The sequence below is a fragment of the Microbulbifer sp. THAF38 genome (assembly GCF_009363535.1).
Classification (GTDB): Bacteria; Pseudomonadota; Gammaproteobacteria; order Pseudomonadales; family Cellvibrionaceae; genus Microbulbifer.
The window spans coordinates 4,399,149-4,419,510 of the sequence record NZ_CP045369.1; the positions used below are offsets into that span (position 1 = coordinate 4,399,149).

Here is a 20,362-nt window from a genome sequence, read left to right on the forward strand (position 1 = left end):
GCAATTAATCCTGCGCAACGATTCTTACTAACCAGAGAAAATATAAAGAGAAAACCATTCATACTCGGATTAATTTTCTGAATTTAAATTGAAATAGATTACGGGGAATTGCACATTTTCCTGAAGTACGTATTAGAGGAATGGATAAAATACGATTGCTGTTGAAAGATATAAAAACGATATGTTGTGAGATTGACAGGAAGATTAGCGCGGCATTCTTCCGAGAAGCGCCCGGCGGGAAAAGATCATGCCATCTAGTGTGCGCCGCAGGGATTGTTGATTTTCCGACTCGGAATCTGCCAAAGCTTCTTGTTGTCGCTGTAACCAGGCAATTTCCTGCTCCAGCTCTCTGCGCAAACAGCGAATTTCACTGGGATCGAGCGCTTTGCTACTCACCTGGAGAGGCATGGTCCGGCCTTTTACGCTGGTGAAAAATTTGTGTAGATAATAATAAAGGAAGAGAATAATTTTCGCCCCCACCAAAGTGGGGGCGAGGCACGCTTAGTTCACTGGGGACTCTGCAATGAGCAAATCCTGCCAGTCGTAAGATGCATCACCGATTACATAGAAAAATGGATTCAGCAATGAGTCTTTACGGTTGTAACGCAATAGCTTGAAGGAATCGTCCACCACGATGCCACCAGCCGCCTCAACCACCGCCTGGGCCGCGGCTGTATCCCACTCACAAGTGGGCGCGAGTCGCGGGTAGAGATCAGCATCCCCCTCAGCCACCAGACACAGTTTGAGAGAGCTACCCATATTTTTACAAGCCACCGCACCAAGCCTGGATTCGATACGCTCTACCAATTGATCCACGGCACCGGCACCATGACTTCGGCTGGCAACCAGTTCCACCGCTTCGCCTGCCTCCAAACGCGGCTTCAGTGGGCGCACGCGTATTTCGGTATCCCCAGATTCGGTGCGTTTAAAGGCACCATCGCCCTTGCCACCGGCATAGGTGATATCCAGTACCGGTACATGCACTACCCCCAACACGGGCTCGCCATTCTCAATAAGAGCCACATTTACCGTGAATTCGCCGTTGCGGCGGATAAATTCCTTGGTGCCATCCAGCGGGTCCACTATCCAGTAACGCTGCCATTGGCTGCGCTCGGCAAATGACGGCATTTCCTGTTCTTCGGATAATACCGGCACTCCCTCAATCAATCGCGCCAGAGCCGGCGCCAAGATTTTGTGGGCCGCCAGGTCGGCAGCTGTCACCGGCGAGTCGTCCGCTTTAGTATCCACCTCCAGCTCAGCGCTGCTGTGGTAAACCTCCAGGATTGCTTCACCGGCGTTTTTGCAGATAGCAATCACCTGCTCCAATAATGCCTTATTCATTAAAACTCCCTTATTTTCAGCTGATGAGTATAAGGCCTTAAGATGGGAAAAGATCTTTTACAGATAGATAGCGCTCTCCGCTGTCATAACTGAAAATCAGCACACGGCTGCCTGGGGCGAACTCGCCCTCACGTTTTTTTAATGCCGCCAGACTGGCGCCGGAGGAAATGCCCACAAAAATCCCCTCCCGTTGGGCACATTGGCGCGTCATATCGAAGCTATCCTCTCCGCTCACCAAAATAGTGCCGTCGAGCATCTTGGTATTCAGCACTTCCGGAATAAATCCGGCGCCAATTCCCTGCAAGCGGTGCAGCCCTTTATCACCACCGCTGATCACTGGAGATTTTTCCGGTTCAACAGCAAAGACCTGCAGCTTTGGGAAGGATTCTTTTAGCACCTCACCACAGCCGGTGATATGGCCTCCAGTGCCGACACCGGTAATCAAGTAATCCAGTCCCTCTGGGAAATCTGCGAGGATTTCTTTGGCGGTAGTCTCGCGATGCACCTGAACATTAGCGCGGTTGCAGAACTGTTGTGGCATCCAGCTATTTTCATACTGCTTCAGCAGTTCCTCAGCCTTGGCAATTGCACCGCCCATGCCCTGCTCCTTGGGAGTGAGCACTAACTCGGCACCCATGGCTTTCATCACTTGGCGGCGCTCCATCGACATGGATTCCGGCATGGTGAGAATCAGGCGGTAGCCCTTCACCACCGCTACCATGGCCAGACCAATGCCGGTGTTGCCGGAGGTCGGCTCGATAATCACACCACCGGGCTGCAATGCGCCGCGGCGCTCGGCATCTTCGATCATCGACAGGGCGATACGGTCCTTGATACTGCTGCCGGGGTTAAAGCGCTCCACTTTCATCCACACCTCGATATCCGGGCGGAACAGGTGGTTGATGCGCACATGAGGGGTATTGCCGATGGTTTCCAGAATATTGGCTGCCTTCATCGATGAAGCTCTCCGTTATTGACTCTCCCGGCAGACAGTGGCCTGCCGACAAATAATTTTCTGTGCGCAAATAGTAACCCAGATGTGCACCCCCCCAAGAGATCAAGGTAAAAATCCAAGAGCAGTAAAGCTGGTTAGTTGCCTGGGAAATAACAACCAGTCTTCTATTCTTCACCCGAGAAATATTCGCACAGAATAGCGAACCTACAGAAATTCGGTTGGTGGCAACACGTCTTTGTGCCACATTGAATGGCTGGCCCCTCCTTCGGCTAACCATAAAATCAATAATAAAGGCGCTGTTATGAATCCCAATATGAACACCAATGCCCACAGTGCGGCCCACACAAGCCAATTTCTACCCGGCGCATTTTTTTTCTTTGCAACCCTTTTTATGCTGCTCGATGGTTTGGCGATTCAAGGGCTGTGGATGGCTTCGCTGAAAGCACTGCCAATCGCCATACTCGCCATGATGGCCATGCGCCATCTAGAGGGGCTCAGCCGCAGCCTGACACTGGCGGCCCTGGCTTTTTCCGCACTCGGCGATGTGCTGTTGGAAATGACATTTGCCCAGCAGTTTATCTTCGGACTGGGCGCCTTTCTGGTGGCACAACTCCTTTACGCGGCTAATTTCTTGCGTTTTGCCGACTTCCGCAATCGCCGCAGCCTGATACGTATCCTACCGGTGATTCTGGTCGCGGTAGGACTGGCCCGTTGGATACTTCCCGCGGCGGGAGAGCTGGCGCCAGCAGTGCTTCTTTACTTGCTGGCCATTGTCGCCATGGCCCTTGGCGCCGGGGCTCACCGAGGCAATTCCGGGCTGCTATTCGCGGGTGCACTCACTTTCATGCTGTCCGACGCATTGATCGCCGTTAACAAATTTATTGCTCCACTACCCTTGGCCGATACGGCGATTATGCTCACCTATTACGGCGCTCAGGTTGTCATCCTGTACGGCATACGTCGCGCCCAGGCATAATGCCAACCTTCATACTGGGGATAAGTTGGGAGGACTACACTTTGGCTTCCCACCCCACCACTGAGAGGTAGACAGGCCCCATGCTCGACTGGCGAAGTATCGATACCGTGCTGCTGGATATGGACGGCACCCTGTTGGATTTGCACTACGACAACCACTTCTGGCTCGACCACCTGCCCAAACGCTACGCCGAGGTACACGGCCTCGACCCCGAGCGGGCCCAGGTGGAACTGCAGCGGGAAATTGATGCGCGCCGCGGCACCCTGGAGTGGTACTGCCTGGATTTTTGGGCGGAAACCCTGAGGCTGGATATCCTCGCGATACTGCGCGAGATTGAGGAGCGCATTGCCCTGCGCCCCCATACTGAAGCCTTCCTGCAAGGGCTGCGGCAGCTGCGCAAACCCACTTACCTGGTCACCAATGCACACCGCCACGGGCTCGATCACAAGCTGCAAATCACCGGCCTCGAGCACTGGTTTGACGACATCATCTCCTCCCATGATTATGGACACGCCAAGGAGAGTGAGTGCTTTTGGCATGCCCTGCGCGAGGAAGTGGCTTTCGACCCCGGGCGCACCCTGTTTGTGGACGACAACCAGAGTGTACTGACCGCCGCACAGGATTACGGCATCGCCCACCTGCTGTGCATCCGCCAACCGGACAGCCGCGGACCCAAACGAGAGATCAGCGACTTCCCGGCGATTCACCACTTCGACGAAATTATGTCGCTGCAACCCAACAACAAAGCGCAGCAACAATAAGCCCGTATAACGTGGCCCCAAGTTCATATTGACCAACAGAATTCGATGGAAAAAGTACGTATCGACAAGTGGCTCTGGGCCGCACGCTTCTTCAAGACCCGTAGCATCGCCAAACAGGCCATCGAAGGCGGCAAGGTGCACGCCGATGGACACAGGGTCAAAGCCAGTAAGGACCTCACCGTTGGCGCGCTCTTAAGCATCCGTCAGGGCTGGGACCTGATTGAGGTGGAGGTTATCGACCTCTCTGACCAGCGCCGCGGCGCCGAGGTCGCCCGCACCCTCTACCGCGAGACCGAGGACAGCATTGCCCGACGCGAAAAGGAGCGCAATGAGCGCCAGGCGGCCAATGCCGGAATCCAGCGCGAGCGTCCCAATAAAAAACAGCGCCGCCAGATTCACCGCTTCCTGCGAGAACAGGAGTAGCGGCTAATGACAAAATTGGTGAAATTTCCGCCATTTTTATCTATAGCTGCTAAACTGCCCCCACTTAACCCGATAGAAAACAGCCACGATGAAACGACTGATTGCCATCTCTTTGCTGCTTTTGCTCGGAGTGCAGACGGCCCTCGCCGATAGCCGTGAACACGAGCAACTCAAGCGTTCGATTATCAAGATTTACACCACAGCCGCTGCTCCGGATTACTTCAATCCCTGGGCGCTGTTGAACCCCAAGCAGCTGTCCGGCTCCGGTGCGGTAATCCGCAACAAGCAGATACTCACCAATGCCCATGTGGTCGCCAATGGCAGCTTTATTCAGGTTCAGCGCCATGGCGATGCCAAGAAATTCCGCGCCCGCGTAAAGTTTATCTCTCACGATGCGGATCTGGCCCTGCTCACCGTGGACGACGACAACTTCTTCAATGACACCCGCCCCCTAACGCTAGGCAAACTGCCAGACCTGCAGGAAGAGGTCACCGTGTACGGCTACCCCATCGGCGGCAAATCCCTGTCGATTACCCGCGGCGTGCTGTCCAGGGTGGAACATCAGTACTACGCCCACGCCGAGAGCTTCCTGATGGCCGGCCAAATCGATGCGGCCATCAACCCCGGCAATAGCGGCGGCCCGGTGATCTCCGGCGGGCGTATTGTCGGTGTGGCCATGCAGACCAACCAGAGTGCCGAAAACCTCGGTTACTTCGTTCCTCCCAGCGTAATCGCCCACGTACTCGAAGACTCCGAAGACGGGGAGCACCAGGGCTTCCCCGAGCTGGGCGTGGTCACCCAGAGCCTGGAGAGCCCTTCCATGAAGAAGGCGGCCGGTCTCGATGAAGACCAGGACGGCGCCATGATCGTCAAGGTCTTTAGCGACTCCCCCGCCGCTGAGATCTTCCAGCCCGGCGACGTACTGCTCGAAGTGGATGGCTTCGAGGTCGCCGCCGATCGCACCGTAGAGTGGCGCGAGAACCAGCGCACCAATTACCACTACGCTGTAGACCGCCACCATGTCGGCGACAAACTGCCGGTCCGTTTCTCCCGCAACGGCGAAGAGCAGACCGCACAAGTGGCCTTAGCGGCCGCACCGCCCTCACGCGCCCTTGTGGTGGGTGAACAGTTCGACCGACAACCGCGCTACTACATCTATGGCGGCGTGGTCTTCGTGCCTCTGAACATGAATCTTATCAAGCGCTGGGGCAAGAGCTGGCACTCCAAAGCGCCAATCGATTATCTCTATGCGCGCAACCAGTGGGGCGAAGAAAGCCGGCGCGAGCTGGTGGTCGCCCTCAAGGTGCTGCCCGCCAACGTCAACCTGGGTTACCACGACTGGAAGAACTGGATTATCGATTCGGTGAATGGCCACAACGTCGCGGACTTCGATGAGTTTGCGCAGCTGATGGAAACCAACAAAGAAAACTTTGTGGAGCTGCGCGACCGCTCCGGCTACCGCATGGTGCTGGATCACGCCGAAGCCCAGGAACAGGAGCCGCTGATTCTACAGACTTACCATATACCCCAGCGCCACTCGCAGGGGCTGTTCAGTAGACTGGCCAATAAAGAGGAGTAAGGCCCGCAGTATGGGCTAGGGAGAAGCCGTGAAACAACTGAGAGGAATCCTATTCGGCAGCCTGCTGGTGGCTGCCAGCACCAGTGCCGGTGAACTCTACCGCTGGGTCGATGCCGATGGGCGGGTACACTTCAGTGACCGCCCACCTGCAGAGGTCAAGGCCCAGGATATCTCCGGGCAACTGGGCCCGATCAATGCCGCTGAGGCCACTCGAGTTCAGCGGAGTCTGATCACCTCTAAAGCCAATACCGCCGAGCGAGAGTACCAACAGCGTCAGCAAAAGGAACAACGTGCGCAGCAGCAGGAACAGCAGCGCATTTGCAGCAATGCTCGTCAACGCCTGCGCTCGATCAACGGGCGCGTGGCCTTTATCGACAAGAATGGCAAGGAGGTACGCTATTCAGAGCGCGAGCGCCAGCAGATGGCCGAGAAGCTCAAGCAGGAGATCGCCCGCCGCTGCGGCTGAGGCGCACCATCCCCAACGCCGGCATCCCGCTTGCCGGCGCCATAATTGTCCGGGCCGGCTACCATTTAGACATATCCACCTCTAAAATCCCGCGGTTTTAATACCGAGGCACTCGATCTATGTCCGATCAGCTGGAACGCTTTATCTTCTCCCAACACGATATTCGCGGGCAGATGGTGACCCTCACCGACGCCTACCGCGAAGTGCTCAAGCACAATCCACTGCCGACTCCGGTAGCGCATCTGCTGGGAGAGTTTCTCGCAGCCGCCTGCCTGCTCTCCACTACCCTGAAGTTCGAGGGCATATTGAGCCTGCAGGCCCGCGGTGAGGGCGATGTGCCGATGATTATGGCCGAGTGCACCCACCACAGCGATCTGCGCGGCATAGCCCGTATCGCCGAGGGCGCACAAATCAGCGAGGACGCCAGTCTGATGGACATGATCGGCCCCCGCGGCGTCATCGCCATCACCCTGGAACCCAAGCGCGGGGAGCGCTACCAGGGGGTGGTGCCTCTGGAGAAGGGCAGCCTGGCCGGGTGTCTGGAGGATTACTTTGCCCAATCGGAACAGCTGGAGACACGCTTCTGGCTGGAGTGCGATGGCAGCAACGTGGGCGGCATAATGCTGCAGGTATTACCCGGCAATAATGCCGCCAGTGCCGAAGAGAATAACGACGCCTGGGAAACCGCTCTGCACTTGGCAAACACCGTGACCGCCCAGGAGCTGTACGATGTACCCCACGATGAGCTGATTCACCGCCTGTTCCACCAGTTGAAACCGGCCACCCTGGGCACCGACAGTATCCGCTTCAAGTGCAGCTGCTCGCGGGAGCGCAGCGCCCGTGCCCTGGTTTCCCTCGGCGCCGAGGACGTCTACCGATTATTGGAAGAGCAGAACGGTGAAATTGTCACCGATTGCCAGTTCTGTAACGCGCAGTACCGCTTTGATCGGGAGCAGGTCGAATCCCTGCTCAATGCCCCGCCCCATACCCTGCACTAGAGAAATCGTTGCCGGTGGGGAGCTCTCTCCGCCGCCGGTGACACCCTCTTTTTCGCACAAAAATTCATACAATCTATAGGGTAAAAATACTACATAGATTATATGAATTTAAAACGCTCTAATTTGCAATGACAGCGCTGTCAAAGCGCAAAAAGTGATCGTATTTGCTACCCGCTTATTTTGAATTTTGCCATAATGCGCCCCCCTAATTTTGCCTGGCTGTCTAATACTTGGGCGGCCCTAATTTTTTTACTATCCAACATTCACGGGTAATCGACGAATGGCACAGATCGACGACACCGCGCTGGTTTATAAGAACCTTTCACCAGCACAATTGGTAGAGCAGGCTCTTACGCGCGGCGAGGGCAAACTTTCCGACACCGGCGCGCTGGTCACTGAAACTGGTGCCCGCACCGGCCGCTCCCCGGCGGACCGCTTTGTTGTGGAAGAACCCTCCACCGCCGACAGTATCGCCTGGGGCAATGTGAACCGCCCCTTCCCGCAGGACAAGTTCGATGCCCTGTGGGACCGCGTAGAAGCGTTTGTCGCCGGCGCCGACAGCTTTGTACAGCAGCTGCACGTTGGCCAGGACGAAGATCACTACCTGCCGGTTGTCGTAACCACCCAGACCGCTTGGCACAACCTGTTCGGCCGCAACATGTTTATCCGCGCCGAGAAGTACAACCCCAAGGGCAAGGAAGAGTGGCGCATCCTGCACGCGCCTAACTTTGTGTGTGAGCCTGAGCGCGACGGCACCAATTCCGAAGGCTGCGTTATCATCAACTTCGGCCAGCGCCGTGTGCTGCTGGCGGGTATGCGCTACGCCGGTGAGATGAAGAAGGCAATGTTCTCCGTGCAGAACTTCCTCCTGCCGGAAAAAGACGTTATGCCCATGCACTGTGCCGCCAACGTTGGCGAAGACGGCGATACCTGCCTGTTCTTCGGCCTGTCCGGCACCGGCAAGACCACCCTGTCCGCAGACCCCGACCGCTACCTGATCGGCGATGACGAGCACGGCTGGACCAAGGGTGCAGTATTCAATATGGAAGGTGGCTGCTACGCCAAGACCATCGACCTGAGCCAAAAGAATGAACCGGTAATCTGGGACGCTATCCGTTTCGGCGCTATCGTCGAGAACGTTGTGACCAACGAAAACGGCACCGCCGACTACTGTGACACCAGTCTCACCGAGAACGGCCGCTGCTCCTACCCGCTGGAGCACGTTGAAATGCGCCAGCTGGAGAACCGCGCCGGCGAGCCGAAGAACGTTATCTTCCTCACCTGCGATGTGTCCGGCGTACTGCCCCCAGTATCCATCCTCTCCAAAGAGGCTGCGGCATACCACTTCCTGTCCGGTTACACCGCGCGCGTTGGCTCTACCGAACTGGGTGCAGAGGCCGGTATTCACCCGACTTTCTCCACCTGCTTCGGCGCTCCGTTTATGCCCCGTGCCCCCCGTGAGTACGCGGACCTGCTGATGAAGCGTATTGAGGACTTCGGCTCCAAGGTATACCTGGTGAACACCGGCTGGACCGGCGGCTCTGGCGACAACGGCAAGCGTTTCCCGATCCCGGTTACCCGCGCTGTGGTAGCCGCTATCCAGAGCGGCGCCTTAGAAGGCGCTGCCACCGAGCACCTGGAAACCCTGAACCTGGATATTCCTCTGGAAGTACCGGGCGTGGACAAGGCCTACCTGAACCCGCGCGAAGCCTGGGAAGACAAGGCCGCCTACGACGACCAGGCAGGTAAGCTGGCCAAGCTCTTCGCCGAAAACATTGAAAAATTCAATGTCAGCGATGAAGTGAAAAGTGCCGGCCCCAAGGCCTAATGCTTTTTAAGTAGCCTTCTTTTAGTAGAAGCACAAAAAAGCCCCGCTGCCGCAAGGTAGCGGGGCTTTTTTATTCGCCTTTCCTTAAGCGAAGCGGCATTTAAGCAGAGTGTCGATTTTTGCGGCTATAGTGTTTAAAGAAGCGCCGACGAAATAGACGTCCGTGCGCAGACTTACACGTCTCAGGCCAAATTTCGGAGCTGTAGCCGCACCCCATGTCTGAAGGCAATTCCTTTACTCGCTTCAGGACACTCTACCCCCACCAGCCTCCCGGCCGGCGCACCAACTTTGTTGTGGTAGCCAGCCTGACCCTGCTACTTGCTGGCGTGCTAGCGGCCCTGTGGTTGTGGCTGTGGTTCAAGTCGCAGGAAAAACCCTATGTGGAAACTCGCGGCTATCGCATTGCCAGCGAAGAGAGTTTCGAGAGTTTTTTGCGCAGTAACGACAACCGTGCACGGGTGCAGGCACTCAGTGACTACCTGCGGAGCCAGGGAATAGGCGAAGTCACTGCGGTAAGTGATCTTTTGCGCCAAGGTAGCGAATGGCTGGAAATTGAGAAGCCCCCCTTCTCTCTCCCCCCGCAAGATCAGTGGCCCAAAATAGTCGCCACCCTAAAGCTACTGCAGGAGCAGATTGTGCCTCTGATCGGCCCGGTCGCGGTGGTCACCGGGTTCCGCAATGACAGCTATAACCGCGAGCTGGAGCACACCGATAAATCCCGTCACCGGGCGTTCTGCGCCCTCGACCTGATTCCAACATCCCATATCAGCCACGGTGAACTTGTGGAAGAGCTGCAAGCCCTGCACGCGCGCCTGGGACCAGAAAGCAATTTCGGCCTGGGTCTCGGTGAAGGACTACTTTTCCATATCGATACCTGTGGCTATCGCTCATGGCAACTGGTGGATTGAAGCATGGCTATACAAGACAACAGTAATCGTCAATCAGGCATCTCTCGAACCCGGCGCCGCTGGCTACTCCTTCTAGGTGGGCTGCTGCTGATCGCCATTATGATTGCGCTGCTATTCACCTCGGAGAAAACGCGCGATTTGGGCGAGCGAATCCTCAGTCCCATCGAACTCCTGCCACTACCGGGAACCCCTGAGGTTTACGATATCCAGGGATACCCTGCAGCCTCAGAGCGGGTCTTTAGCCGCTTTCTCAAGCAGAAGGAAAACCAGGCTCTATTTGCCAAGCTAAAGAATTACCTGCACATCAATCGGGTGGACCAAGTGGTAGCCCCCTTTGAACTCCTGCGCCAGGGCAGCGACTGGCGGGATCTGGATGAACCTGCCTTCGCTATTCCACCAGTGGAAAACTGGGGATTAATGATTTACACCCTGAGGGTGCTGCAACGGGAAATAGTGCCACGCATCGGCCCCGTTACCGTAGTCTCCGGCTGGCGTACCACCAGCTACAACAGCAAGGCCGGCGGTTCCAAAGGCAGTAAGCATTTGCGCTTTTGCGGCCTGGATATAGTGCCGCAGAAAAAATTCAGCCGCGAACAATTAGTTCCTGTCCTGAGAGATATCCACAAACACAAAGGCAAACAATGGAATATGGGGCTGGGCATTTATAAAGGTATTCGCTTTCATGTAGACACCTGTGGTTACAGGCGCTGGTAAATCCCCCTTGCTTCTGCTTAGATAGATCGCAATTTAGGCGCCCGATACCACAGGGCTTTGCAGAAGTAGAGGGAGTTCCAGTGCAGGAAAAATTAGAAAGGCGCTCATTTATTCTTTCGCTGATCTTGGTGTCAGTGGCTTTTATGGTACTGATTAAGCCCTTCTTCACACCAATTTTTTGGGCTTGTGCTATCGCCCTGATTTTTTATCCCGTGTACCGCCTATTAATGCAGCGCTTTCCCAGTTCTCCCAATTCCATGGCGCTGCTGACCCTTTTTATGTGCATCGTGTTATTGGTGATACCAGTATTGGTGGTCGCCACCTCCTTTATCAATGAAGCGGTAACGCTTTATCAGAAGGTGCAGGAGGGACAAATCGATGTATCTAAATCCCTAGAACAGGTGCGCAGCGCCTTTCCGCGCGTTAACGACTTCCTTGAGGGCATCGGTGTAGATATCGACGAGGCCAAGAAGCGTTTACTTGGCGGGGTAATGAATGCCGGCAGTTTTATTGCAAAAAACGCAATAGAAGTGGGACAGAACACTGTCAATTTTTTTGTCATGCTCGGCCTGATGCTCTACCTCACTTTCTTTTTAATTCGCGACGGGGAGAGGCTGGTCAACTTGATTATTCACGCACTGCCACTTGGTGATGAGCGTGAGCACCTGCTACTGGCTAAGTTTGCCGAAGTCACCCGGGCCACTATTAAAGGCAACCTGGTCGTCGCAATTACCCAGGGTAGCCTGGGCGGCATTATTTTCTGGGTACTCGATTTGCCCGCCCCCCTGTTATGGGGTGTGTTGATGACCCTATTATCATTACTGCCCGCCGTTGGTGCAGCACTGATCTGGTTTCCTGCAGCGATCTATCTGTATGGGGTTGGCGAGCCGGTCAAGGCCACCATACTACTGGCCTACGGATTTACCGTAATCAGCCTGGTGGACAACTTGCTGCGCCCCATCTTGGTAGGGCGGGATACCAAGCTGCCAGATTACCTGGTGCTGTTTTCCACCGTGGGCGGCCTGATACTGTTTGGCATCAGTGGCTTCGCCATGGGCCCCCTGCTAGCCGCATTGTTCCTCGCTTTCTGGGAAATCTTTATGCGGGAGTTTGTCCACCCGGAAGATATGCTGATGCCACCTAAACCCGAAGGCAACGATATGCTGATGCAACCAAAGAAAGATAGCGAGTAATTTGAGATCACTTTCTTTTTTAACCGCGTTGTCGAAACCTGAACTCGGTTTACTGCAGCGCTTTCGAACATTTTTTGATCTGACTCATGGCGTGAGCACTGGTCAGTCATATTTGGTAAAGATGGAAGATGCGGCAGGTCTTAGCCATATAAGCGTCATATACTAATGTGAGGCACACAATGGCAATAGATTAGACGCCAATTTTGCCAGAGCGGATGTCCCTATGAAATATTGGTTAACCCTGATTGTCGCCACCATGCTCAGCTTGCCGCTGATGGCGCTGGAAGTCGGGCAAAAAGCGCCTGACTTCACCTTGCAGGGCACAGATGGAAAGACGCACTCGCTAAAGGACTATGTGGGCAAGACCGCGGTGGTTATCGCCTGGTATCCCAGGGCTTTTACTAAAAACTGCACAATAGAGTGCAAATCCCTGGCCAAAAACGGTGACCAAATCCGGGCCTTTAACGTCACCTACTTTATGGCCAGCACCGATAAGCTCGACGAAAATGTCCGATTTTCCAAATACAATTCCGCCGACTTCCCCCTACTCAGCGACCCCACGGGAGAGGTTGCGAAAGCCTACGGTGTACTCATTCCCATTATCAAACTCGCCCGGCGCGTCACTATTTATATCGGCAAAGATGGGAATATTCTAAAAATCGATAAAGATATCAATCCCGCCACCAGCGCAGAGGATATCGCCAGTAATCTGGCCAAACTTGGCGTGGAGAAAACAGAAAATGCGGAGAGGGTAAAACAGTAATCAGCATGCGAACCCGGTCACCCCTGAACCGGATTCATAAGGCAGATGACAGTACTTCGCTCAGTCACTAATAAAAGAAATGCCGAAGCAGCACTGCTGCCCTTCAAAGTCGTCGAGCCACTTGCAAACACTCAAGTTGGCCCTGCCCTCAGAGGATTTATCGATAAATTCATGAGAATAGATGGGCTCTCCTGAGGCGAAGACCTTTAAGTCATCATCTCGCAATTCCACAGCGTTATCCGACCAGGGCAGCTGGGCATCGGTCTTGCCTTCCACTTCCTCGCCGGCCAATTCACAAATTTTGCGATTTCCCCAGAGATATTTTCCCTGCCGGTCTTTTACCCAAAACAGGAATGGCACTTTTTCAACAACAGAAAGCTCTTCGATTTTCACAAAAACCCTCCCTTATCGTTTCAGTAATAAGAGCTACAAATTCACGCTAAGGAGAATTTTAGGTGCTGAAAAGAATATTTCCTTTTTTGGCCTCTCTATTTTTTTTGCCGATTAAAAGCGCGAAATTACTCTCCGTTCATCCCCAATTCCTTCAACTTCCTCGTCAGGGTATTGCGTCCCCAGCCAAGCAGATCCGCAGCATCGCGCTTGCGCCCGGCGGTGTGTTTTAACGCGATTTCTATCAAAGCTTTCTCGAAGGCGGGTACGGCTTCGCTGAGAATTTCCTTGCGTCCGGCGCTGAGCGCTTGATCGGCCCAGATGCGCAAGGCTTTTTGCCAATCCAGCGGTGCTTCGGTCTCATTGCTCTGCTGGTGCAATTCTTGCGGTAGGTCTTCGATATGCACTTCGCGACCAGAGGCCATTACGGTAATCCAGCGACAGGTGTTTTCCAGCTGGCGTACATTGCCGGGCCAATCGAGGCCGGAGAGATATTCCTCGGCATCTTTACTCAGAATTTTTGGCTCTACACCGAGGTCTGCGGCGGCGGCATTGAAGAAGTGGCGCACCAGCCGCGGAATATCCTCGCGCCTGTCCGCCAGGCGCGGGATGTGAATTCGAATCACATTCAGGCGGTGGAATAAGTCCTCGCGGAATTTATGCTCGCGCACCAACTCCTCCAGGTTCTGGTGGGTGGCGGCAATGATACGCACATCCACTTTTACCGGAGTATGGCCACCAACCCGATAAAACTCCCCATCCGCCAGAACACGCAGCAGCCGGGTCTGGGTCTCCGCCGGCATATCGCCAATTTCATCTAAAAACAGAGTGCCGCTATTGGCCTGTTCGAAGCGACCGGCCCGCTGGGCGCTGGCGCCGGTAAAGGCGCCCTTCTCGTGCCCGAACAGTTCGGACTCCATCAGGTCTTTGGGGATGGCGGCCATATTGAGGGCGATAAACGGCTTGTCACGGCGAGGGCTGTGGTTGTGCAGGGCCTGGGCCACCAGCTCCTTACCGGTTCCCGATTCGCCATTAATCAACACGGTGATATTGGAATGGGACAGGCGTCCAATAGCGCGAAATACTTCCTGCATGGCCGGCGCTTCGCCGATGATTTCTTTGTTACCGGTACCATTATCCGGCTCAGCCCGTTCTTCCTGGACCTGCTCCTTGGCGTGCGCCAATGCGCGCCGCGTTACCGCTACAGCCTCGTCAATATCGAAGGGTTTGGGTAAATATTCGAAGGCCCCGCCCTGGTAAGCGGCAACCGCACTATCGAGATCGGAGTGCGCGGTCATAATAATAATTGGCAGGCCCGGACGCTCCGCCTGAAATCTTTCCAACAATTTAAAACCATCGGAACCGGGCATGCGAATATCGCTGATCACTACATCCGGGGAGTCGCTGTAAAAATCATCCAGGGCGCGATCACCGCTTTCATAGCACTGGGTCTCAATCCCCTCCCGCGACAGTGCCCGCTCCAGTACCCAGCGGATTGATCGGTCGTCGTCAATAATCCAAACGCGATTGCCCATTCTCTAGGTTCCTGTATTGGCTGATTCGGTAACAAGTGGCAGGTAAATCTGGAAGACACTGCGACCCGGTCGGCTGTCGCATTTAATTAGGCCACGGTGTTGGTTGATAATATTTTGCGAGATAGACAACCCCAGTCCCGAGCCCTCGGCACGACCGGAAATCATCGGGAAAAAAATGCGCTCGCGGATCTCCTCGGCAATCCCGGGGCCGTTGTCTTCAATTTCGATACGGCAAACCAGCGGGCAGTGGCGTCGACCAATGGTGAACTGGCGCTGCACGCGCGTGCGCAACACGATTTCCCCATTGGCGAGGCCGATACTCTCATCAATGGCCTGCATGGCATTGCGGGCGATATTCAACAGGGCCTGGATCAATTGCTCTGGGTCCGCCGGTACATCGGGAATTGAGGGATCGTAATCCCGGCGAATCTGCAGCTGCCCCCCGCATTCGGCCTCGACCAATTGTGCCACCCGCTCGAGTATCTCGTGCACATTGCTGGGCACCAGTTGTACTGGCTGGCGGGGCCCCAGTAGTCGATCGACCAGATTACGCAGGCGATCCACCTCTTCGATAATGATCTGGGTGTACTCTTCCAGGGAGGCGTCGGGCAGTTCGCGCTGTAGTAACTGTGCGGCACCGCGAATCCCGCCGAGGGGATTTTTCACCTCGTGGGCCATGCCTCGCACCAGGTTGCGTGCGGTTTCCTGAGTGCTGAGCAGTGCGTCCTCACGGGCGATGCGCAGCAGGCGATCCATCGGCTGCACCTCCACCAACAACACCCCCAGCTCCGGCACAGGGCTGACGGAGTAATCCACGGTCCGCGTTTTCAGATTATGCAGGCGCCAGCGGGCGCGGCGCACGGTGAACTTTTCCCCGGTGAGGAGCGCGTTTTGCAACGCCTTTTCTGCGGCGGCGGATTCCCGCACCACCTCCTGCAGTGGCATGCCTTCGACCCGCGCATTGGAGGCAGCCAACAGATCCTCAGCGGCATTATTCAGGTAGCAAAGCAATAACTGGTCATCCAATACCAGTACCGCTGAAGTAAGACTGTCTAAAAGCTGACGCAGCTGGCGATCATTAAGCATTCAATCGTTTCCGCTTTCTAACGGGCCCGGACACTCTCCTGTACCCGGCGCGATAACCCCTTGTATCTAGCCAGTGCAAAAAGCAAACCAAAATGGCGCACAGGATTATCGGGGGGCGCGCCCAGAGGCCCCAGAACTCTCCCCAACCTCCAAGCGTGCACGACCATGAGACTGATTAAGCCGCCGCAGGCACAGGCAAAACTGTTGAGACAAAACCGTGTGCGCACCATATTAGTGCGCAGAGCAAAATTTAACCAGGCGGATCTGGGGTGGAAGCCACCGCCACAAAAAAGTTATTTGCGGTGGCGGCATACGAGGAGGCCGCTTAAGGAGTGGCTTAGGCAGTGGATCAGGGAGTGGGCTGAGCCTGGGGAATACCCGGTCCCAGCGGGGCTTTGGGAGCTTGCGGTGCGCGCGGCGCCGGGTTGTCTGGCAGCTTGCCGCCAGGACGTTTCACATAGAGCGTAATCACCTGGGATTTGGCCAGTACCTGGCCGTTGGCATCGGTGAGTACCGCCTGCACGGTGTGGGTACCCCGCTCGAGTAGGGAGATATCCAGGCCCGCTCCCGAGGAGCGACCACTCCAGGGCTTGCCATCCACCACCGCAAAGAAACTCGCCCCTTCCGGGTACACCGGCTGCACATCCACCTGCAGCGGAATAAAACGCTGTCCAGGTGGGATGGTGGCGTCATTTAAGGGGCTCACTATCTGAATAGAAAACGGGCCAGAGTAACCGTCCTTGGCCTTGTCACCTTCATCTTTTGGCGACAACTTGCGGGTCGGCAGGGTGCGCGGCAAAGCGATTGGCTGCACATTAATTGGGGCCAACTCTACCCTTTGCGCCTGCCCATTGGGGGGCGGCGTATCGCTGAACGTCACCTGACCATCCGGGCCGACAACCTTGTAAATGGTACTAGAGGTGGTTCCGCCATCGGTGCCGGCGAGGGCCAGCAGGGGAACGGCAAGAAAAAGTGCCTGCAACAGTTTTAAATATCCCATAGCTCAATCAGCCGCGAAGCGGTACTCCTTGTGCTTGCCTACAAACGGGCTCCAATCTGCAGAGGGGCAGGCTTTCTAATCCACGAACGCTATATCGGCCACAGACGGCGAAAGTAACCCCCTCAACCGACAGTGTACCCCCAATAAAAAAGCCCGCACCAGAGAGGGGCGGGCTTTTCGAGAACGGCTCGACGGCATCGGCGTGATGCCGCTCGCCATTACACGGAGTAGTACATATCGAACTCGACCGGGTGAGTGGTCATGTTCAGGCGCTCAACCTCGGCGCGCTTCAGGTCGATGTAGGCATCGATAGCGTCGTCGGTGAAAACACCACCTTCAGTAAGGAAGGCGCGATCCTGATCCAGTGCGTCCAGGGCACCTTCCAGGCTAGCGGCAACAGTCGGGTACTCGGCCAGCTCTTCCGGCGGCAGGTCGTACAGGTCCTTGTCGGCAGCGTCGCCGGGGTGGATCTTGTTATTGATACCGTCGAGGCCCGCCATCAGCAGCGCTGCGAACGCCAGGTATGGGTTTGCGGTCGGATCCGGGAAACGGGTCTCGATACGCTTGCCCTTCGGCGAAGTCACATACGGGATACGGATGGAAGCGGAGCGGTTGCGCGCGGAGTAGGCCAGGATAACCGGGGCTTCGAAGCCTGGCACCAGGCGCTTGTAGGAGTTAGTGGATGCGTTACAGATCGCATTCAGGGCGCGCGCGTGCTTCACGATACCGCCGATGTAGTAAAGGGCGGTCTCGGACAGGCCCGCGTAGGCGTCGCCGGCAAACTGGTTGACACCGTCCTTGGTGAAGGACTGGTGTACGTGCATACCGGAACCGTTATCGCCAACCAGCGGCTTGGGCATAAAGGTCGCGGTCTTGCCGTAAGCGTGCGCCACATTGTGCACGGCGTACTTGAGGATCTGTACTTCGTCCGCTTTCTTGGTCAGGGTGTTGGCGGCAACGCCGATCTCACACTGGCCGGCAGTGCCCACTTCGTGGTGATGCACTTCAACGCGCAGACCCATCTGCTCCATAGCGGAACACATGGCGGCACGCACGTCGTGTAGGGAGTCAACCGGAGGCACTGGGAAGTAACCGCCTTTCACCCCGGGGCGGTGACCGATATTGCCCTCGGCAAAGCTGTGGCCGGAAGACCAGGCTGCCTCTTCGGAGTTGATCTTGTAGAAGGCGCCACCCATTTCGGCACCCCAGGTGATGTCGTCGAATACGAAGAACTCGGGCTCGGGACCGAACAGTGCGGTATCGCCCAGGCCAGTGGACTTCAGGTACTCTTCTGCGCGCAGTGCGATGGAACGCGGGTCGCGCTCATAGCCCTGACCGGTGATCGGGTCGACGATGTTACAGCGAATAATAACGGTGCTTTCGTCGGTGAAGGGGTCGAGAAAAGCGGTCTCGTCATCCGGCATCAGGATCATGTCGGACTCGTTGATGCCTTTCCAGCCAGCGATAGAGGAGCCATCGAACATCTTGCCCTCTTCGAAGAACTCGTCGTCAATCTCCGACACGGGCACAGATACGTGCTGTTCTTTACCCTTGGTGTCGGTGAAGCGCAGGTCTATCCACTTAGCCTCACTCTCATTAATCAAACCGAGCGTTTTCGCTGACATTGCTGTCCTCCAGGTCTTAAAAAGTATTTGGTCGCTATGCCTTTGCTGCCGGCATTCGCTCTTTACCTGGCGTGAAATAAAGCAAAGAGTGTGCCAAATTAGGGCAGTGGCGTCACAGCCGCGACTGGTGCCGGTGCGGGCCCCAGCACTGGGCCGACTGGGGCAGGATAGATGTATTGTGCCCGTGCAGCCACAGCTAAATGCACCAATTTGGCACATTTACTCTCCTGCTCGCGCAGAAATAGTGCACAACCAACTTGCCTCCGGCTAGTTTATAATGCCGCACCTTCTATCAACATGCGGTACCCCACGGATTCCCATGCACTTTGTCGTCAAGTTTTTTCCCGAGATCACCATCAAGAGCAACCCCGTGCGCAAGCGTATGTCGCGCCAGCTCAAGGACAACCTACAGCGCCTGCTGCGCCAGCTGGACGACCGAATCCAGGTGCGCAAAGACTGGGAAAAGATCGATGTGATCGCCCCGGACGCCGTGGCCCACCTTGGCAGCCGCATTGAAGAGGTGCTATCTCACACCCCCGGCATCGCCAACTTCTCCCGCGTGCGCCAGTTCCCCCTGGGCGACCTGCACGATATGTACGAGAAGACCCTGTCGGTGTGGGGCCCCGCCCTCAAGGACAAGACCTTCTGTGTGCGGGTAAAGCGCACCGGCGACCACGACTTCAAATCTCTCGATGTGGAGCAGTACGTGGGCGGCGGCCTCAATAAAAATACCGAAGCGGCCGGGGTGAAACTGAAAAACCCGGATATCACGGTGAAGCTGGAGATCCGCCACGACAAACTCAACGTGGTCGAGGAGCAGCACGCAGGCCTCGGCGGCTTCCCCCTGGGTACCCAGGACCCGGTGCTGTCGCTGGTTTCCGGTGGTTTCGATTCCACTGTGGCCAGCTACCTGACCATGAAACGCGGAATCCGCACCCACTTCCTGTTCTTCAATCTGGGCGGGCGCCAGCACGAGCTGGGCGTTAAGGAAGTGGCCTACTACCTGTGGAACAAATACGGCGCCTCCCACCGGGTGCGCTTCGTCACAGTGCCCTTCGACGAAGTAGTGGCAGAAATCCTCGAGCGCGTGGACGACTCCCATATGGGTGTAATTCTCAAGCGTATGATGCTGCGCGCCGCAGAAGTTATCGCGAAAGAGCTGGAAGTGGATGCCGTGGTAACCGGTGAGGCCATCGCCCAGGTTTCCAGCCAGACCCTGAAAAACCTGTCCGTGATCGATAGCGTCACCGATACCCTGGTACTGCGCCCGCTGATCACCAGCGATAAGACCGATATCATCCGCACCTCACGGGAGATCGGCACCGAGGAGTTCGCCGCAAATATGCCCGAATACTGCGGCGTGATCTCGGTGAAGCCCACCACCCGCGCCAAGATCGAGAAGGTGGAATCCGAGGAGAACCGCTTCGACTTCACCATCCTCGACCGCGCCATTGGCAACCGCTCGATTCAGAATATCGACGAGGTGATCGAAGAGGTGGACGGCGAGGCGCCGGAAGTGGAAATCCGCGAGGAGGCCGGCAACGCGGTGGTGATCGATATCCGCCATCCAGATGAAGAGGAGATGGACCCGCTGGAGCTTGATGGCGTCGAAGTAGAGACGATCCCCTTCTACCGCCTCAATAACAGCTTTGCCAAGCTGGATCAGGAGCGCGAGTACCTGCTCTACTGTGCGCGCGGCGTGATGAGCCGCCTGCATGCTTCCCACCTGCTGGACGAAGGCTTCCGCAATGTGGGCGTGCTGCGCCCACAGATCCCGCACCGCCCCGACGGCATCAAGAAGTAGCCGTCATTGCCCGGCGC

The 20,362-nt window shown here is 56.1% G+C and carries 20 protein-coding genes; 12 read left to right on the forward strand and 8 right to left on the reverse strand.

The genetic code is table 11. From position 1 onward, the window contains the following. Nucleotides 1-204 precede the first annotated feature (204 nt). From FIU95_RS19080 to cysK, 3 genes are all read right to left on the reverse strand, one after another. Nucleotides 205-396, reverse strand: coding sequence for a hypothetical protein (locus tag FIU95_RS19080; protein WP_152455571.1), 192 nt, complete (start codon nt 394-396; stop codon nt 205-207). Nucleotides 397-501: 105 nt separating this feature from the next. Continuing rightward, nucleotides 502-1,341 carry a 3'(2'),5'-bisphosphate nucleotidase CysQ gene (gene cysQ / locus FIU95_RS19085; protein ID WP_152455573.1) on the reverse strand — a complete coding sequence of 280 codons (840 nt, stop codon included), beginning with the start codon at nt 1,339-1,341 and terminating at the stop codon, nt 502-504. A 37-nt stretch (nt 1,342-1,378) separates the two neighbouring features. After that, the gene (gene cysK, locus FIU95_RS19090; protein WP_152455575.1) at nt 1,379-2,296 is read right to left on the reverse strand and encodes a cysteine synthase A; all 918 of its coding nucleotides are present in this window, start codon (nt 2,294-2,296) and stop codon (nt 1,379-1,381) included. Nucleotides 2,297-2,597: 301 nt separating this feature from the next. On the opposite strand from cysK, the gene FIU95_RS19095 reads away from it, so the two are divergent. From FIU95_RS19095 to FIU95_RS19145, 11 genes are all read left to right on the forward strand, one after another. Beyond that, a complete protein-coding gene (locus tag FIU95_RS19095) occupies nt 2,598-3,272 on the forward strand; it encodes a lysoplasmalogenase (RefSeq protein WP_253868747.1) in 675 nt (224 codons plus the stop codon). Nucleotides 3,273-3,352: 80 nt separating this feature from the next. Beyond that, entirely contained in the window at nt 3,353-4,033 is a 681-nt protein-coding gene (gene yrfG / locus FIU95_RS19100) for a GMP/IMP nucleotidase (protein WP_152455577.1), read from the forward strand. Between the two features lie 45 nt (nt 4,034-4,078). Then, complete coding sequence (locus tag FIU95_RS19105; RefSeq protein ID WP_152455579.1) at nt 4,079-4,456, forward strand: RNA-binding S4 domain-containing protein; 378 nt, start codon at nt 4,079-4,081, stop codon at nt 4,454-4,456. An 88-nt stretch (nt 4,457-4,544) separates the two neighbouring features. Beyond that, nucleotides 4,545-6,035, forward strand: coding sequence for a serine protease (locus FIU95_RS19110; protein WP_152455581.1), 1,491 nt, complete (start codon nt 4,545-4,547; stop codon nt 6,033-6,035). Nucleotides 6,036-6,063: 28 nt separating this feature from the next. Beyond that, nucleotides 6,064-6,501 (forward strand): DUF4124 domain-containing protein, encoded by a 438-nt coding sequence (locus tag FIU95_RS19115; protein WP_152455583.1) that lies wholly within the window; start codon nt 6,064-6,066, stop codon nt 6,499-6,501. A 119-nt stretch (nt 6,502-6,620) separates the two neighbouring features. Beyond that, nucleotides 6,621-7,499, forward strand: a complete 879-nt coding sequence (hslO, locus tag FIU95_RS19120; protein ID WP_152455585.1) for an Hsp33 family molecular chaperone HslO — start codon at nt 6,621-6,623, stop codon at nt 7,497-7,499. Between the two features lie 280 nt (nt 7,500-7,779). After that, the gene (locus tag FIU95_RS19125) at nt 7,780-9,327 is read left to right on the forward strand and encodes a phosphoenolpyruvate carboxykinase (RefSeq protein ID WP_152455587.1); all 1,548 of its coding nucleotides are present in this window, start codon (nt 7,780-7,782) and stop codon (nt 9,325-9,327) included. 215 nt (nt 9,328-9,542) lie between these two features. Next, nucleotides 9,543-10,235, forward strand: coding sequence for a hypothetical protein (locus FIU95_RS19130; RefSeq protein ID WP_152455589.1), 693 nt, complete (start codon nt 9,543-9,545; stop codon nt 10,233-10,235). A gap of 3 nt (nt 10,236-10,238) precedes the next feature. Further along, entirely contained in the window at nt 10,239-10,949 is a 711-nt protein-coding gene (locus tag FIU95_RS19135) for a D-Ala-D-Ala carboxypeptidase family metallohydrolase (RefSeq protein WP_152455591.1), read from the forward strand. An 80-nt stretch (nt 10,950-11,029) separates the two neighbouring features. Continuing rightward, nucleotides 11,030-12,142 (forward strand): AI-2E family transporter, encoded by a 1,113-nt coding sequence (locus FIU95_RS19140; protein ID WP_152455593.1) that lies wholly within the window; start codon nt 11,030-11,032, stop codon nt 12,140-12,142. 223 nt (nt 12,143-12,365) lie between these two features. After that, the gene (locus tag FIU95_RS19145; protein WP_152455595.1) at nt 12,366-12,905 is read left to right on the forward strand and encodes a peroxiredoxin; all 540 of its coding nucleotides are present in this window, start codon (nt 12,366-12,368) and stop codon (nt 12,903-12,905) included. A 60-nt stretch (nt 12,906-12,965) separates the two neighbouring features. On the opposite strand, the gene FIU95_RS19150 is transcribed toward FIU95_RS19145, so the two are convergent. From FIU95_RS19150 to glnA, 5 genes are all read right to left on the reverse strand, one after another. Further along, a complete protein-coding gene (locus tag FIU95_RS19150; protein WP_152455597.1) occupies nt 12,966-13,298 on the reverse strand; it encodes a PAS domain-containing protein in 333 nt (110 codons plus the stop codon). A 125-nt stretch (nt 13,299-13,423) separates the two neighbouring features. Continuing rightward, a complete protein-coding gene (gene ntrC / locus FIU95_RS19155; protein ID WP_152455599.1) occupies nt 13,424-14,830 on the reverse strand; it encodes a nitrogen regulation protein NR(I) in 1,407 nt (468 codons plus the stop codon). A 3-nt stretch (nt 14,831-14,833) separates the two neighbouring features. Continuing rightward, nucleotides 14,834-15,916: a nitrogen regulation protein NR(II) gene (glnL, locus tag FIU95_RS19160; RefSeq protein WP_152455600.1), complete on the reverse strand. Its 1,083-nt coding sequence runs from the start codon at nt 15,914-15,916 to the stop codon at nt 14,834-14,836. Nucleotides 15,917-16,265: 349 nt separating this feature from the next. Next, nucleotides 16,266-16,916, reverse strand: coding sequence for a DUF4124 domain-containing protein (locus FIU95_RS19165; RefSeq protein ID WP_152455603.1), 651 nt, complete (start codon nt 16,914-16,916; stop codon nt 16,266-16,268). 218 nt (nt 16,917-17,134) lie between these two features. After that, entirely contained in the window at nt 17,135-18,541 is a 1,407-nt protein-coding gene (gene glnA / locus FIU95_RS19170; RefSeq protein ID WP_152456470.1) for a glutamate--ammonia ligase, read from the reverse strand. Nucleotides 18,542-18,860: 319 nt separating this feature from the next. Between glnA and thiI the strand changes: the two genes are divergently transcribed. After that, the gene (gene thiI / locus FIU95_RS19175; RefSeq protein WP_152455605.1) at nt 18,861-20,345 is read left to right on the forward strand and encodes a tRNA uracil 4-sulfurtransferase ThiI; all 1,485 of its coding nucleotides are present in this window, start codon (nt 18,861-18,863) and stop codon (nt 20,343-20,345) included. The last annotated feature ends 17 nt before the right edge of the window (nt 20,346-20,362 follow it).